Here is a 14,735-nt window from a genome sequence, read left to right on the forward strand (position 1 = left end):
GGAACCGAGGAATGCGCGTTTGAGCTTTGACAATCACACCTCGGCCCTCCGGTCCGGTCCGGTCCAAGGGGCATCGCGACGGGCGATTGTCGGCTGGCTGTTCTTCGACTGGGCCTGCCAGCCCTTCTTCACCCTCATCACCACCTTCGTGTTCGCGCCCTATTTCGCCTCCGGGCTGGCACCCAACCCGGTGGCGGGCCAGAGCCTGTGGGGTTATGCGACCGCGACGGCGGGCCTGATCCTGGCCGTCCTGTCGCCCGTCCTGGGATCGATCGCGGACGCCACGGGACCGAAAAAGCCGTGGATCGCCGCCTGCGGCCTCGTGCTGTTCGGGGCTTCCTTCGCGCTGTGGTACGCGGCTCCGGGCCAGCCCGGCGCGATCGCCATCGCGCTTCTGGGCTTCATTCTCGGCACCATCGCGGTCGAGGTGGCGGGCGTGTTCAACAACGCCATGATCCCGCATCTCGTGCCGCCGGAGCGCTACGGGCGTCTGTCCGGCACCGGCTGGGCCGTCGGCTATCTCGGCGGGCTGGTGTCGCTGCTGATCGTGCTGGGGTTCCTGGCCGCCAACGGCGAGACGGGCCGCACGATCCTGGGCTTCACGCCGCTGTTCGGATTGGATCCGGCCACGCGGGAAGGCGACCGCATCACCGGCCCGTTCTCGGCGGTCTGGTTCCTGGTTTTCATCCTGCCGCTCTTCGCCTTCACGCCCGACATCGCCCGCTCGCAGCTTCGCCTCGGCGAGGCGGTGCGCCGGGGCCTCGCCCAGGTGCGGACCACCATCGCGGATGCGCGCCGCCACGAGAGCGTGGGTCGCTTCCTGATCGCCAACATGGTCTATCAGGACGCCCTCGTGGCGCTTTTCGCCTTCGGGGGCATCTATGGCGCGGGTGTCTTCGGCTGGCGGGCCACGGAGCTCGGGATCTTCGGCATCCTGCTCACGGTCACGGGAACGGTCGGGGCCCTCATCGGCGGGCGGCTGGACGACCGGTTCGGCGCTAAGCCGGTGATCCTCGGTGCTATCTCGGTGCTGAGCGTCGTCTGCTTCGGGATCCTGTCCCTCGGGCCGGACCACGTCCTCTTCGCGGTCCCCACCGCGCCGAGCCTGCCCGGCGCGGGCTTGTACGACTCGGCGCCGGAGAAGGCCTTCGTGGCGCTCGGCCTCGTGATCGGCGCGGTGGCGGGACCGCTCCAGGCCTCGTCGCGCTCGCTGCTGGCCCGCCTGGTCCCACCCGCGGAAGCGGGGCGCTATTTCGGGCTGCTGGCGCTCTCGGGCAAGGTGACGTCGTTCCTGGCGCCCCTCATGGTGGCCATCGCGACCGCGCTCTTCCAGACCCAGGCGGCCGGACCGGCGGTGCTGATCCTGTTCTTCGCCACCGGGGGCTGGCTGCTGTCGGGCGTGAAGCGGGTGTAGCTACTCGATCGTCACCGCCGTGCCGTTGGCCGTGACCATCATCATGCCCTGGTTCTCGCCCATCGAGCCGTAATCGAGCTGCACGCCCACCACCGCGTTGGCGCCCAGGCGCTGCGCCTCGTCCATCATCTCCTGCAGGGCCGTGTCGCGCCCGTCGCGCAGCACGCGCTCGTAGGAGCCCGAACGGCCGCCGACCACGTCGCGGATCGAGGCGAAGAAATCGCGAAACACGTTGGCGCCGAAGATGGCCTCGCCTGACACGACGCCATGATAGGCGGTGATGCGGCGGCCTTCGACGGTGGGCGTGGTGGTGACGATCATGGGGGTCTCCCGGTTGCGGAAGACCCTGATGTAGGTCGCCGGGACGGGGGTTGGAAGATCGGCCAGCTCGGCCGCCCCACTCCCCTCATCCTGAGGGCCGCGTCAGCGGCGTCTCGAAGGAGGGCTCCAGCGGAGCGTATCCGGTGCAAACTGGACCATCCTTCGAGACGAATGGCTGCGCCATTCCCTCAGGATGAGGCTGCGTGGCCGGAGCCCTGGCGGGCGGTGCTAGTGCCTGAAATGCCGGTAGCCCGTGAACACCATGGCGAGACCCGCCTCGTCGGCGGCGCGGATGACCTCGTCGTCCCGCATGGAGCCGCCGGGCTGGATCACCGCCGTGGCGCCCGCTTCCGCGGCGGCCAGCAGGCCGTCCGCGAAGGGGAAGAACGCGTCCGAGGCGACCACGGAGCCCTTGGCCAGGGTCTCGGACAGCCCTGCCGCCTTGGCGGCCTCGGCGGCCTTCCAGGCGGCGATGCGGGAGGAATCGACCCGGCTCATCTGGCCCGCCCCGATGCCCACCGTGGCGCCGTCCCGGGCATACACGATGGCGTTCGACTTCACGTGCTTGGCGACCCGGAAGGCGAAGCGCAGGTCGTCGAGCTCGCGGTCGGAGGGCGCGCGCTTCGTCACCACCTTGAGGTCCATGGCCTCTACAACCGCGTTGTCGCGGTTCTGCGCCAGGAATCCGCCCGCCACCGTGCGCAGGGTGAGGCCCTCGGCGCGGGGATCCGGCAACCCACCGGCCAGCAGCAGGCGCAGGTTCTTCTTGGCCGCCACGATGGCGATCGCCTCCTCGCTCGCGTCGGGCGCGATGATCACCTCGGTAAAGATTTCCGTGATGGCGCGAGCGGCCTCGGCATCCAGGGGCCGGTTCATGGCCACGATGCCGCCGAAGGCCGAGACGGGATCGCAAGCCAGCGCCTTTTCGTAGGCATCGCGCAAGGAGGTACCCTCCGCCACGCCGCACGGATTGGCGTGCTTGACGATGACAACGGCGGCGGAGCGCTCGGGGACGAACTCGGCGACGGCCTCATAGGCCGCATCGGTGTCGTTGATGTTGTTGTAGGAGAGCTGCTTGCCCTGTACCTGACGGGCGGTGGCGACGCCCACCCGCAGGTCGGGCGTGCGGTAGAACGCGGCCGCCTGATGGGGGTTCTCACCGTAGCGCATCACCTCGGCGAGCGTGCCGCCGAGCGCCCGGAAAGGCGGCGTGTCCTCGGCCAGCTCGCGGGCGAACCAGTTGGAGATCGCCGCGTCGTAAGCCGCCGTGCGTGCATAGGCCTTCTGGGCCAAGCGCTTGCGCAATTCGAGCGACACCGATCCGTCATGGGCGGACAACTCGTCGAGCACGGAAGCGTAATCCGTGGAATCCACCACGACAGCCACGTCGCCGTGGTTCTTGGCCGCCGCGCGGATCATGGCCGGGCCGCCGATATCGATGTTCTCGATGCAGTCGTCATAGGGCCTGTTCGCCGCCACCGTGGCCTCGAACGGGTAGAGGTTCACCACCAGGAGATCCACCGGCACGATGCCGTGCGCCAGCATGGCGGCCTGGTGCTCCGGATTGGCGCGCACGCCGAGCAGCCCGCCATGCACGCCCGGATGCAGCGTCTTGACCCGCCCGTCCATCATCTCGGGGAAACCCGTCAGGTCGCTCACGTCGCGCACGTCGAGCCCCGCCTCCCGCAAGGCTTTGTGGGTCCCACCCGTGGACACCAGCTCCACTCCATGAGCGCTGAGCGCGCGGGCGAAATCCACGAGCCCGGCCTTGTCGGACACGGACAGAAGAGCGCGCGTGACGCGCCTCAGAGCACTCGGCATGACGGCCGCTCCTCGAAACGAAAGGAATCTGCGGGCGCGATAGCATGGGGGGACCGGGATGGAAACCGCGTCGCGGCGCAATCCCGGCCTGTCGCTAGAGCATCTTTCGGTGAAGTGGATCCGGTTCAGCGTCAAAGATGCGGCACAGTTAAGACAGGAGCTGTTTCCATTCAAATGGAAACAGCTCTAGAGCAATTCCGGCCCCGGCTCGGCGGCCCGGGCCTGCGGGGCGCGGGTCAGGCGCTCGAAGCGCCAGCGCACGCTGGAATGCTCGGTGGGGCGCACCGCGATGACGATCTGCTCCGTGCGGCGCATGCCGTCGGAGGTGGCGAGAAAGATGCTGTCCTCCACGAAGGCCTCGCCGGGACTGACCTCGAACTGCCAGGCCTCGCGGTTGGGCAACACCAGCATGACGACTCGCCCGCCCTGTGCGCGGCTCGCCCGGATGCCGGGCGCGAGGTGGAAGCGGATCAGCGCCTCGGTTTGGCCTGAGATCGGCGCATCGCCCCGGAAGGTGTCCTCGCCCTCGAGCTTGTGCCCGTCCGCGGAGAGCTGCCAGCGGCGCTCGTGCACGACCCCGAAGCGCTTCCTGTAGGCGTCGTGGCTGGCGCTGAGGCTTTGGACGTGGTCGCGTTCGTTGCGCTCGGTCTGGACCGTCTCGGGCGCATGGATCGCCACCGGGCCGATGCGGCGCAGGATCCAGCGGGCCATCATCCGCTCGAACCAGAACCCCTTCTCGGCCACGAACAGGCTCGACGAGACCTCATTGACGGACACGGTGGAATGGGCCGCCGAGGACCGGGAGGCCTGCAGGATCGTGTCGCCCGCGATGCGGGGCGTGCCGCAATTGACCACGATCCGCTGCGGGCCGCTGGAAAATTCGAAGGACAGGGTTCCGGCCCCGGCTTCCGACGAGAGCCGCGTCGGCGGCAGCTTACCCACGTCGGCCACCACGAGCGAGCGTCCCGCCTCCAAGCGCTCGTACCCCGAATAGGGCGCGTGAAGGATGGGCTGGCTGCGCATGTCGTCATAGGTGAGCAGCGTCGCCAGATGGTCGGCTGCCGTGACACCCATGCCGTTGAAATGCGAGAGCGTGCCGTCCCCGTGCCGGAACATGCGAACCATGGGCAGCATCCGGTCGATGGCGTTGAGGAGCGGCTCCGGCGTGTCGACCTCGCGGCTGGCATACATCTGGCGCAGGGGCAGGAGGTCGAAGAGCAGGTCCACCACCACGCGGGGATTGCGGCTGGCATGCCCGCCATCGGCGAGGATCTGCCGGTCGAGCTCCCGCACCAGAAGCCGCGTGGCCCGGCGCAGGTGGCGCTCCAGCCCCTCGCAGCACAGGCCTGCATAGCAGAGCGCGATGGCGGCCATGAGCCTTCGGTAGGGGGTGGCGCGGCCGCGCAGGTCGCGCTCCAGGTCGCGCATGTGGCGGCCGACGATCTTCAGGAACCGCTGGTAGAAGGCATGGTCGGCCCCTTCCAGGATCAGGGGCGACTGGCTGATGAACGAGATCAGCCGCCGGGCGATGACCTGGGTTTCGCCGGCGATGCGCCGGTCGCCATGCCGCGAGGTGACGAACTCGTCCACCAGCGCCCGGGCGTTGGCCTGGGCGAGCGCCGTGCCGGCCGCCCGCAGATGGCGCAGCCAGCCGAAGCCGTAGAGCGCCTCGCCCCAGGCCCGGCTCGGCGGGTCGAATTCGAAGGGCGAGCGGCCCGACGTGGTGACGGAGCGGCCCGCGAAGGCGAAGAAGCCCGAATAGATGTCGGTGGCGATGGTCGGATCGGCGGTGCGCAGGTCCTGGGGGGCGAAGAGCAGGCGGCCGGGAGACGGGGTGCCGGGGGTAAGGCCGGCAAGGCCCCGGCGGATCGATCCGCCCATGGCGCGACCGGCTTCGCTGAAGCCAAGCCCGTACAACCGCCAGCGTTCCGGCCCCCACTCCACCTCGGCGAATCCCCTCGTCTTGTCAGCTCAAGCTTAGGCGAGGAGTTCTGTGCGAATGGTTAACAAGCGGTAAGCGCGGACGCCGGTCATGGCGCCTTTCTGACGAACCGCGCCGCGAAGAAGCCGTCCATGCCGCCCCGTCCCTCCTCCACCGTCAGGTGAAACGGCAGGGAGCGCAGGTCGCCCAGGGGCGAGATGAGATCGGCGAGGCCGCCGACTTCCTCGGGGGCGATGGCCTTGCGCTCGAAATCCGGGTGCCGGGCCAGGAAGGCTTCGGCCTGGCGCTCGCCTTCCTCGGCCTCCAGGGAGCAGGTGCAGAACACGAGGCGGCCGCCGGGCTTGAGGAGGGTGGCGGCCTTATCGAGAAGGCGGGTCTGCAAGCCTGACAGCTTGCGGACATCCTCGTCGTCCTTGGTCCAGGCGACGTCCGGGTGGCGGCGCAGGGTGCCGGTGGCGGAGCACGGTGCATCGAGCAGGATCGCGTCGAAGGGCGCCACGTCGAGCTTTTCGGCATTGATGGCCTGGGTCTCGGCCGTAAGTTGCAAGCGTTCGAGGTTCTCGCTCAGGCGCACCAGCCGCCGCGCGGAGCGGTCCACGGCCAGGACCTCGGCCCCGGCCGCCGCGAGCTGGGCGGTCTTGCCGCCGGGCGCGGCGCACAGATCGGCGATGCGCTCGCCCGGTTGCGGGTTGACGAGACGGGCCGGAAGGGCGGCGGCGGCATCCTGCACCCACCATTCCCCATCCTCGTATCCGGCCAGATCCCGCACCGCCGTCCGCTCAATCACGCGAAGGCTGCCCGTCGGCAGCAGGACAGCCCCCAGTCGCTCGGCCCACTCGGCCGGGTCGCCTTTCACGGTCAGGTCGAGGGAGGCCGGGACCCGGTGGGCCTTGGCGATCCGGCCCGCCTCGGCTTCGCCGTATTGCGCGATCCAGCGCTCCTTCAGCCAGTCCGGCACATCGGCCAGCGGGTCCTCGATGCTCAGGATCGCGTCGCGCTCCCGCGCGATCCGGCGCAGGATCGCGTTGATGAGGCCGCCCGTGTGACGCATGCGCGGGTTCTCGTGGGCGAGGCGGATCGCCGTGTCGACGGTGGCATGGTCGGGAATATCCAGGAACAGGATCTGGGCGGCCCCGATCGCCAGCAGATAGGCGAGGTTGGGATCGCGAACGCCCTTCTCGACCCGTTCCTCGATGGCGCGCCGGATGGTGCCGAAGCGCCGGAACGTCACGATCGCGATGGCCCGCGCCAGGGCCTCGTCCCGGTCCGGCAGCGGCGCCGCGCGGGAGAGTTCGTCCAGGACGTCGTCCAGGGGCACGCGCCGCTTCAGGGTTTCCAGGACGGCATTCCAGGCCAGGCGGCGGGGGGCGACGCCGTCGACGTCCGGCCGGGTATCTGCTTGAGCCAATTCTTTTTGTCCGATCCTAGCCCCATGGTCCCTGACGGGACTCCCCCTGACGGGGCTTGTTCCAGGGGCTCGTTGTGGCCTGGGATGTGAACGATCCCCGGCCTGCGTGACCATTGACGGGCGCACCGGCGCCCATTTGCTGCGCCAGGGCCTGCAGGGCCGCGATGCGGTTCTCCGTCGCCGGGTGGGTCGAGAACAGGTTGTCCACGCCCCGGCCCGACAACGGGTTGATGATGAAGAGCGGCGCGGTCGCCGGATGGCGCTCCGCGTCCTCGTTGGGAATATGCGACACGCCGCCCGCGATCTTGGCGAGCGCCGAGGCCAGCGCGAGGGGCTGGCCGCAGATCTCCGCGCCGATTCGATCCGCTTCGTACTCCCGCGAGCGGCTGATGGCCATCTGAATCACGCCCGCCGCGAGGGGCGCGATGAGGGCCGTGCCGATCATGACGATTGGGTTGGGCCGCTCGGAGCCGCGTCCGCCGAACAGGAAGCCGAACTGCGCCAGGCTCGCGATGGCGCCCGCCACCGTGGCGCTGATCGTCATGATGAGGGTGTCGCGATTCTTCACATGGGCGAGTTCGTGGGCCATCACGCCGGCGAGCTCGTCATAGGTGAGGATCCGCAGGATGCCCGTGGTGGCCGCCACCGCGGCGTTCTGGGGGTTGCGGCCGGTCGCGAAGGCGTTGGGCTGCGGGTTGTCGATGAGATAGACCCGGGGCATGGGCAGGCCGGCCCGGGCCGCGAGGTCGCGCACCATGCCGACCAGTTCCGGCGCGGTCCTGTCGTCGACCTCCACGGCATGGTGGGCTGCCAGGGCCAGCCGGTCGGAATTCCAGTAGGCGAAGACGTTGGTGACGACGCCGAACCCGAGGGCCAGCAGCATGCCGGTGCCACCGCCCAGGAGATAGCCCACCCCGCCGAACAGGGCGGTGAGGGCTGCCATCAGCATGGCGGTCTTCATGGTGTTCATCCGCGTCTCCCCATCGGTCCGGCGCGGCCCGCCGGATCAATCACCTCTCATGTAGGCATGCCCCCGCATCCGCCCAAGCCGCCTGACGGGATCGTCAGAACGAGGAAGCCTTAGGCGGCCTCGCCGTGGATCGCGAACCGGTTCCGGCCGGCGCGCTTGGCCCCGTAGAGCGCCGCGTCCGCCTGCGCCACCAGGGCGGACGGCTCGGGCAGGGCATCCGGCAATGCTGTCGCGATGCCGATGCTCACCGTGACCAGTCCCTCGAGGCCGCGAGGATGGGGAATGCCCGCAGCCGCGAGCATTCCGCTCACGTGCCGGGCCACCTCGGCGGCCCCGGCGGCGTTCGTGTCCGGCAGGATCAGGGCGAATTCCTCGCCGCCGTAGCGGGCCGCGACATCGTCGGGCCTGCGCGCGGCGGCGGCCAGGATGGCGCCGAAGCGCCTGAGCACCTCGTCCCCGGCCGGATGCCCGAGCGAATCGTTCAGGAGCTTGAAGTGATCCAGGTCCATCAGGAGCAGGGACAGCGGCGTCAGGGTCCGGCGGGCGCGCCGGATGGCCCGGTCGAGGGCGGAATCGAAGGCGAGCCGGTTGGCGACGCCGGTCAGGCCGTCGGTTTCGGCGAGCCGCGCCAGGTCGAGGTTGCGCTGCCACAACTCGACCTCGTCCATGGCGATGGAGCCGAGATCGGACAAGGGCGTCAGGTTGAAACGGTCTGCGTCCTGGGCTTCCCGCTTCAGGATGCAGAGGGACGCCACGGCCTCGCCGTCCTCCGTCACCAGGGGGACGCCCGCATAGAACCGGAACGGGATCTGGGTGACGAGTTCGAGGCCGTCCAGGCGGGGATCCGTCCTCATGTCGCCCACCACCAGGGGCTGGCCGGACGCGATGACGATCTGGCAGACGCTCTTGTCCCGCTCGATCCAGGGAACGATGCGCTCGCCGGTGACCGATTTCATCCACTGATAGCGGTCGTCCACGAAGCCGATATAGGACACGTCGGCCTCGTAAAAGGCCGAGGCGAGCCGCGTCACGCGATCGAAGCGCTCGTCCTGGGGCGTGTCGAGGATTCCGCAGGCATAGAGAAATTCAAGGCGCCGGGCCTCGTTGGCGGGGGGCGCAGGCACCTGGAACAACGGCATCTCCTTACACGATGACTGCCCCGGATATTGGCCGGGGCGGGATATGGGTCAAACCAAAAACATCAAATGTGTTTCCCGGGGCGTGACGGCAAGCCGACGTCCCGGCCGGAAAATCTCGACCTGGAGGGGTGCGCACCCCGGTCCGGAGCGATATATGAACGCCATGAGCACGAAGGATCTCCCGGAGGGCGCAGCCCCCGCCAAAACCCTCTCGCCCGCCGCCCGCCGCGCCCTGGAAGAGGCGGCCCAACGCCGGGAGGCCATCGACCGCCGCGCGGCGGACCTCGCCCGGAACAAGGAGCACCAGGGCCGGGGCGGCCTGGAGCCCGTCCGCTACGAGGATTGGGAGATCAAAGGCCTGGCGAGCGACTTTTAGGCCCTTACGCCTTCCGGGCCCGGACCATGAGCCACTCCGTCGGCACGCCGTCATAGCCCGACCCGGTCATGCCCTCGATGTTGAGGGACGCCCAGCGGTCGGGATCATAGACCTCCCGCAGCCAGTCCGCCGTCGGATAGTTGAAATAGCGCTCGAAGCGGTCGCGCCCCTCCGCTTCCCCGGCCTTGAAGCTGGCGTGAAACTCCCCGCCGCTTCTCAAGGCCCGGTGGATGCGCCCGACGATGCCGCCGAGCTCGTCCCGCGGCACGTGAAGCAGGCAGGCATTGGCCCAGACGCCATCATAGCGCTCGGCCTCGTCCAGGTCCCCGAACAGCAGCACGCGAACGGGCCGCCCGAGGCGCGTCTCGGCCTGGGCGGCGATCTCAGGCGTGCCGTCGGTGGGCGTCACGTCGAAGCCCCGGGCCAGCATGGCCTCGCTGTCCTGCCCGCCGCCGCAGCCGAGTTCGAGGATCGCGGCGCCCTTCGGAAGCGACTCCAGAAAGCGCCCGAGCCGGTCGTGATCGACCTCCCGGTCGCGATTCGCATAGGCCTCCGCGTCGCTCGCGTAAAAATCGATGGTCGTCTTGTCCTGGGCCGACATGGGCGCCTCCGTGAGAGACGTCATAGGGGCCTTGCGGTTTTTTTGAAAATTTTTCGACGCCCCATGTCACATCCGGCAGGGCTCGTCTCGTCTTTGCCGTCGACGCACCCGTCATGCACAGGAGATGAACCATGCAAGCCCGCCTGAACCCCCTCGCCGTCGCGCCCGACGTGCTCAAGCCCATGATCGACCTGTCCATGGCGGTCGCGAAAAGCGGCCTGGAGGAGAGCCTGCAGGAGCTGGTGAAGATCCGCGCCTCGCAGATCAACGGCTGCGCCTTCTGCCTGCACATGCACACCCACGAGGCCCGGGCCAAGGGCGAGACCGAGGAGCGGATCTACCTTCTCGACGGCTGGCGCGAATCACCGCTCTATAGCGATCGCGAGCGCGCGGCTTTGGGCTGGACCGAAGCCCTGACCCGTGTCGCCGAAACCCGCGCGCCGGACGCCGATTACGAGGCCCTGGCGGTGCATTTCACCCCGGAGGAGCAGGTGAAGCTGACCCTTCTGATCGGCACGATCAACACCTGGAACCGGTTCTCGGTCGGGTTCCGGTCGATCCACCCCGCAGGGAGAAGCCGTGCGGCCGCCTGACGACGCCCTCGCGGACCCGTTCGAGGCCCAACGGCCCCGGCTCATCCGCCTCGCCTATCGGATGCTCGGCTCCATGAGCGAGGCGGAGGACGTGGTGCAGGACGCCTTCCTGCGCTGGCACCAGGCGGACCGGGCGGCGGTGCGCGCGCCCGCCGCCTATCTGTCCCGGACCGTGACCCGGCTCTGCCTCGACGTCCTGAAATCCGCCCGGATGCGACGGGAAACCTATATCGGCCCCTGGCTGCCCGAACCGGTGGCCGAGCCGGCCTCGGACAGCCTCGACGAGGACGTGTCGCTCACCCTGATGATGGCGCTCGAGCGCCTTTCGCCCCTGGAGCGCGCCGCCTTCCTGCTCCACGACGTGTTCGGGATGGGCTTCGACGAGATCGCCGCGACCCTCGACCGGGAGCCCGCCGCCTGCCGCCAGCTCGCCGCGCGGGCCCGCGCCAACGTGCGCGCGTCCAAGCCCCGCTACGCCGTCGACCGGGAGACCGGGGCGCGGATCGCCGAGGCCTTCTTCGCGGCCTCGCGCAGCGGCGATTTGGGTGGCCTGCGGGCGCTCCTGGCCGATTCCGTGGTGGTGCGCTCCGACGGCGGCGGCCTCGCCTCCGCGGCCCTCAACCCCATCCTGGGCTTCGACAAGGTCGCGCGCCTGCTCGTGAGCGTCGCCCGCAAGACCGGCCATGCCCGGCCGCCGGTGCTCTATCGCGGCCCCATCAACGGCCTGCCGGGCTTCGTGACGCGCGAGGCCGACGGGATCCTCCAATCCACGGCCCTCGACATCCAGGACGGGCGGATCGTGGCGGTCTACATCGTGCGCAACCCCGAGAAGCTGCGCCATCTGTCCAACCTGCTGACCGAGATGCCGTAAGGCCGCCCGACGGGGATTGTTCCGGCCCTGCCCTGCCGCTACTTTGCGGCCGCAAGACGAGGTGAAGGATGGCCGGGGCAGCAGCACGCCTGGAAGCGTTTCGAGACCTGTTGGGGGATGCCCACCGGGCGCTGTCCCTGACCTTCGGGTTCGAGCTCTGGGACGGATCGACGGTCCCGCGCGACCTCGCGACGGAGGCCATGCGGCTCGTGATCGCCCAGGAGAGCGTGGTCGCGAGCCTGTTGCGGCGGCCCAATCTCGACACCGCCGTCAACGCCCATGTGGCGGGCCTGCTCGATTTGAAGAACGGCACGATCTTCGACCTGGCGGCCCAGCGCCCGCAGGGCAAGGTGGGCCGCCAATTGCGGGGCCTGAGCAAGATCAAGGCCGCTAAGGCGGCGCTGCGATTCCTGCGCGCGCCCGCCACCATGCCGCGCCCTCTCGATGCCGTCCAGGACGCTCCCGACGCCCGGGACGGGCAGCCCCAGACCAACAAGCGCAACATCGCCTACCATTACGACGTGTCGAACGCGTTCTACCGGCTCTTTCTCGATCCGGAGATGGTCTATACCTGCGCGTATTTTCAGCCCGAATGGCATGACGACCTCGCGCGGGCGCAACGCGACAAGCTCGACATGATCTGTCGCAAGTTGCGCCTGAAACCCGGCGACCGGCTGCTCGATATCGGCTGCGGCTGGGGCGCTCTCATCTGCCACGCGGCCGAGCATTACGGCGTGCATGCGACCGGCGTGACGCTCGCCGAGGAGCAGGCCGCCCTGGCGCGCGAGAAGATCGCGGCGCGGGGCTTGGGGGACCGCGTCGACGTCCTGGTCAAGGATTTCACCCAGATGGAGGGCGCGTTCGACAAGATCTCGTCCATCGGCATGTTCGAGCATGTGGGCATCGCCAACCATCCGACCTATTTTCGCGCCGTGCATCGGCTCCTGAAGCCGCGCGGGCTCTATCTTCATCACACCATCGCGCGGCGCGCCAAGCGCACCGAGCGGGCCTTCCGCAAGCTCAAGCCCGAATACAAGGCCATCACGCGCTACATCTTCCCCGGCGGGGAGCTCGATCATCTGGGCATGTCGGTGTCCAACCTCGAACGGTTCGGGTTCGAGGTCCACGACGTCGAGGCGTGGCGCGAGCATTATCAGCGCACCACGCGCCTGTGGTGGGAGAACCTCAACGCCCGCCGCGCCGAAGCCGAGGCGGAGGTGGGGCCGGAAAAGACGCGCCTGTGGCTGCTGTATCTGGCGGGCTGCTCGCTCGCCTTCGAGCGCGGCGCCGTGGGCGTGAACCAGACGCTGGCCTCCAAGCGCACCCGCGGCCCGGCTGGGCTGCCGCCGTCGCGGGCGGACCTGTATCGGTGAACTCGGCTCCGCCCTCATCCTGAGGAGCGGCGTAGCCGCGTCTCGACGGAGGGCTTCAGCGGAGTGTTTCCAGTGCAAACTGGGCCATCCTTCGAGACGAGCCTTACGGCTCCCTCAGGATGAGGCTTCGGAACGAATGGCTGCGCCTGTCGATCATTTGCTATTTGCTACCGCTCCACCACCACCCGCGTGCCCACGCCCACGCGCTCGTATAAATCCACGATGTCCTCGTTGAGCATCCGGATGCAGCCATAGGACGCGAAGGTGCCGATGGAGCCCGGGCGGTTGGTGCCGTGGATGGCGTATTCGTCCCGGTCCAGCGTCAGCGCCCGCACGCCCATGGGGTTGGCCGGCGAGCCGCCGGGGATCACGTCCGGCAGGCGGGGGTTGTCACGGCGGACCTCGTCGGGCGGCGCCCAGGCGGGCTGGACGTATTTGCCGTCGATGCGGGCCTCGCCGAGCCATTGCTTGCCGGGCTTGCCCACCGCCACCCGGTAGCGCAGGGCCGTGCCGTCGGGGCCAACGAGATAGAGCCGCCGCTCCGCCGTGCGGATCACGACCGTGCCGGGTGAAACGCCAGCCGAAAACGGCACGCGCTCCCGCGCCTGGGCGTCCGCGACCGACGCGCCCGCGGCCAGGAGAAGGCCGAACGCCAACCCGTATCGAACGATGTCCCGTCCCGTCCCGCCTGCCATGCCTCGAACCCTCCGTCGGGAATGCCGTCGAAGTGAGACGCCGTGGCTATGCTCAAGGTTCCAGGCGGATCTCGACAGGATCCTGGCGGGAGACCGTCCGGCGCGTCAGATCACCGGATCCCAGGCCGGCATGCCGTTTTCCGGCACGGGTCCGGTGGCGCGATGGTGCGGCACGCGGTTCGCCATGCGGGCGTAGAGCCGCTTCACCGTGGCGCTGGCCGTGGTGACGAACAGGAACGGCAGGAAGGCGTGGACCAAGGCCGCAAGGGCCGCCAGGGCCAGGGGACCCGCGAAGCTCAAGGCCACCCGCATGTGATCGAAATAGGATTCGCCGACCGATTCGGGATGCTCCGTGAACAGCTGTTTCAGGGACATGACAACCTCCTGGGCGAAAGCCGGGAGGTTAGGCCGAAACCCGGCCGGTCTCAAGCCGGGCGCCGCCATCGGGCCCGTGGGCGGGAGGCTCCGTTAACCTTGGGCGGATTTAAGTCTAGTGGATGAAGGCCTTGGGCAGCCCGGAACCCGGAACAAAATTCACCTGTTGATCGTATGCTCCACATGGTTGCGGAGGTGGCCCGTCCGGCTCCACGATCAGACAGTCCAGCCTGTCCAGGGGGTTGCCCATGCCACGCCTGTTCACCGGCATCGAGATCCCGGCCGAGATCGGCCTGAAGCTCTCGACCTATCGCGGCGGCCTGCCCGGGGCCCGCTGGATCGACCCGGAAAACTACCACATCACCCTGCGCTTCATCGGCGACGTGGACTACGCCACCGCCTCGGACGTCGATGCGGTGCTCGGCGACGGGCGCCGGCGCGGGCCGATCACGGTCACCTTCGACGGCCTCGACGCCTTCGGGGGCGGTCGGCCCCGGGTGGTGCTGGCGCGGGCCGCGTCCAACGCCATCCTCGACCTGCAGGCCGAGCAGGAACGGGCGGTGCGCCGGGTGGGCATCCCGCCCGAGAAGCGCAAGTTCACCCCCCACGTCACCCTGGCCCGCCTGCGGGATTCCTCGCCCATCGACGTGGCGGATTATTTCGCCGCGCGGGGCCACTTCCCCCGCCTGTCGTTCACGGCCAGCCGCTTTGTGCTGTTCTCCTCGCGCGATTCGGTGGGCGGGGGGCCTTACGTGGTAGAGGCCGCCTACCCGCTGGAGGCCCAGCGCGCCTGGGCCTGAGATCGCTTGAGTTCCGGCGGGCCGGGGCTTAGGGGC

General features: G+C 69.1%; 15 protein-coding genes. 6 read left to right on the forward strand and 9 right to left on the reverse strand.

Going from position 1 to position 14,735, the window contains the following annotated elements; translation table 11 throughout:
- The first annotated feature begins 19 nt into the window (after positions 1 to 19).
- Entirely contained in the window at positions 20 to 1,414 is a 1,395-nt protein-coding gene (locus ILT42_RS07195; protein ID WP_204214753.1) for an MFS transporter, read from the forward strand.
- Here ILT42_RS07195 and ILT42_RS07200 read toward each other — a convergent pair whose 3' ends face one another.
- The 6 genes from ILT42_RS07200 to ILT42_RS07225 form a co-directional block, all read right to left on the reverse strand.
- Positions 1,415 to 1,735 (reverse strand): heavy metal-binding domain-containing protein, encoded by a 321-nt coding sequence (locus ILT42_RS07200; RefSeq protein ID WP_204214754.1) that lies wholly within the window; start codon positions 1,733 to 1,735, stop codon positions 1,415 to 1,417.
- A 228-nt stretch (positions 1,736 to 1,963) separates the two neighbouring features.
- Positions 1,964 to 3,556, reverse strand: coding sequence for a bifunctional phosphoribosylaminoimidazolecarboxamide formyltransferase/IMP cyclohydrolase (gene purH, locus ILT42_RS07205; RefSeq protein ID WP_204214755.1), 1,593 nt, complete (start codon positions 3,554 to 3,556; stop codon positions 1,964 to 1,966).
- A gap of 186 nt (positions 3,557 to 3,742) precedes the next feature.
- On the reverse strand, positions 3,743 to 5,500 hold the full coding sequence (locus ILT42_RS07210) for a heparinase II/III family protein (protein ID WP_407664503.1): 1,758 nt from the start codon (positions 5,498 to 5,500) through the stop codon (positions 3,743 to 3,745).
- Positions 5,501 to 5,586: 86 nt separating this feature from the next.
- Positions 5,587 to 6,906 carry an RsmB/NOP family class I SAM-dependent RNA methyltransferase gene (locus ILT42_RS07215; RefSeq protein ID WP_204214757.1) on the reverse strand — a complete coding sequence of 440 codons (1,320 nt, stop codon included), beginning with the start codon at positions 6,904 to 6,906 and terminating at the stop codon, positions 5,587 to 5,589.
- Positions 6,907 to 6,922: 16 nt separating this feature from the next.
- Complete coding sequence (gene htpX, locus ILT42_RS07220) at positions 6,923 to 7,876, reverse strand: zinc metalloprotease HtpX (RefSeq protein ID WP_204214758.1); 954 nt, start codon at positions 7,874 to 7,876, stop codon at positions 6,923 to 6,925.
- Positions 7,877 to 7,986: 110 nt separating this feature from the next.
- Positions 7,987 to 9,000, reverse strand: a complete 1,014-nt coding sequence (locus ILT42_RS07225; protein WP_324617721.1) for a GGDEF domain-containing protein — start codon at positions 8,998 to 9,000, stop codon at positions 7,987 to 7,989.
- Positions 9,001 to 9,178: 178 nt separating this feature from the next.
- On the opposite strand from ILT42_RS07225, the gene ILT42_RS07230 reads away from it, so the two are divergent.
- Complete coding sequence (locus ILT42_RS07230; RefSeq protein ID WP_204215123.1) at positions 9,179 to 9,391, forward strand: DUF1674 domain-containing protein; 213 nt, start codon at positions 9,179 to 9,181, stop codon at positions 9,389 to 9,391.
- Positions 9,392 to 9,395: 4 nt separating this feature from the next.
- Here the strand turns inward: ILT42_RS07230 and ILT42_RS07235 are convergent, their stop codons facing one another.
- Positions 9,396 to 9,992, reverse strand: a complete 597-nt coding sequence (locus ILT42_RS07235) for a class I SAM-dependent methyltransferase (RefSeq protein WP_229428518.1) — start codon at positions 9,990 to 9,992, stop codon at positions 9,396 to 9,398.
- Between the two features lie 131 nt (positions 9,993 to 10,123).
- Here ILT42_RS07235 and ILT42_RS07240 point away from each other — a divergent pair, with 131 nt between their 5' ends.
- The 3 genes from ILT42_RS07240 (at position 10,124) to ILT42_RS07250 (ending at position 12,829) form a co-directional block, all read left to right on the forward strand.
- Positions 10,124 to 10,585: a carboxymuconolactone decarboxylase family protein gene (locus tag ILT42_RS07240; RefSeq protein ID WP_204214761.1), complete on the forward strand. Its 462-nt coding sequence runs from the start codon at positions 10,124 to 10,126 to the stop codon at positions 10,583 to 10,585.
- The gene (locus ILT42_RS07245) at positions 10,572 to 11,456 is read left to right on the forward strand and encodes a sigma-70 family RNA polymerase sigma factor (protein ID WP_204214762.1); all 885 of its coding nucleotides are present in this window, start codon (positions 10,572 to 10,574) and stop codon (positions 11,454 to 11,456) included. The genes ILT42_RS07240 and ILT42_RS07245 overlap by 14 nt, the downstream gene beginning before the upstream one ends.
- Before the next feature lie 68 nt (positions 11,457 to 11,524).
- Positions 11,525 to 12,829, forward strand: coding sequence for a class I SAM-dependent methyltransferase (locus ILT42_RS07250; protein WP_204214763.1), 1,305 nt, complete (start codon positions 11,525 to 11,527; stop codon positions 12,827 to 12,829).
- 167 nt (positions 12,830 to 12,996) lie between these two features.
- On the opposite strand, the gene ILT42_RS07255 is transcribed toward ILT42_RS07250, so the two are convergent.
- Together ILT42_RS07255 and ILT42_RS07260 are read right to left on the reverse strand one after the other, a co-directional pair.
- Entirely contained in the window at positions 12,997 to 13,524 is a 528-nt protein-coding gene (locus ILT42_RS07255; RefSeq protein ID WP_204214764.1) for a L,D-transpeptidase, read from the reverse strand.
- Between the two features lie 105 nt (positions 13,525 to 13,629).
- Positions 13,630 to 13,899: a DUF6356 family protein gene (locus ILT42_RS07260; RefSeq protein WP_204214765.1), complete on the reverse strand. Its 270-nt coding sequence runs from the start codon at positions 13,897 to 13,899 to the stop codon at positions 13,630 to 13,632.
- Positions 13,900 to 14,147: 248 nt separating this feature from the next.
- On the opposite strand from ILT42_RS07260, the gene thpR reads away from it, so the two are divergent.
- Positions 14,148 to 14,699 carry an RNA 2',3'-cyclic phosphodiesterase gene (gene thpR / locus ILT42_RS07265; protein ID WP_204214766.1) on the forward strand — a complete coding sequence of 184 codons (552 nt, stop codon included), beginning with the start codon at positions 14,148 to 14,150 and terminating at the stop codon, positions 14,697 to 14,699.
- Positions 14,700 to 14,735 lie beyond the last annotated feature (36 nt).

Origin of the sequence: Microvirga pudoricolor (assembly GCF_016892705.1) — a bacterium.
GTDB classification, from domain to species: domain Bacteria; phylum Pseudomonadota; class Alphaproteobacteria; order Rhizobiales; family Beijerinckiaceae; genus Microvirga; species Microvirga pudoricolor.

Coding starts and splice junctions, on each gene's coding strand:
- ILT42_RS07250 (WP_204214763.1), top strand. CDS start 11,525: ATGGCCGGGGCAGCAGCACGCCTGGAAGCGTTTCGAGACCTGTTGGGG.
- ILT42_RS07230 (WP_204215123.1), top strand. CDS start 9,179: ATGAGCACGAAGGATCTCCCGGAGGGCGCAGCCCCCGCCAAAACCCTC.
- ILT42_RS07235 (WP_229428518.1), bottom strand. CDS start 9,992: ATGTCGGCCCAGGACAAGACGACCATCGATTTTTACGCGAGCGACGCG.
- ILT42_RS07260 (WP_204214765.1), bottom strand. CDS start 13,899: ATGTCCCTGAAACAGCTGTTCACGGAGCATCCCGAATCGGTCGGCGAA.
- htpX (WP_204214758.1), bottom strand. CDS start 7,876: ATGAACACCATGAAGACCGCCATGCTGATGGCAGCCCTCACCGCCCTG.
- ILT42_RS07200 (WP_204214754.1), bottom strand. CDS start 1,735: ATGATCGTCACCACCACGCCCACCGTCGAAGGCCGCCGCATCACCGCC.
- ILT42_RS07255 (WP_204214764.1), bottom strand. CDS start 13,524: ATGGCAGGCGGGACGGGACGGGACATCGTTCGATACGGGTTGGCGTTC.
- thpR (WP_204214766.1), top strand. CDS start 14,148: ATGCCACGCCTGTTCACCGGCATCGAGATCCCGGCCGAGATCGGCCTG.
- purH (WP_204214755.1), bottom strand. CDS start 3,556: ATGCCGAGTGCTCTGAGGCGCGTCACGCGCGCTCTTCTGTCCGTGTCC.
- ILT42_RS07240 (WP_204214761.1), top strand. CDS start 10,124: ATGCAAGCCCGCCTGAACCCCCTCGCCGTCGCGCCCGACGTGCTCAAG.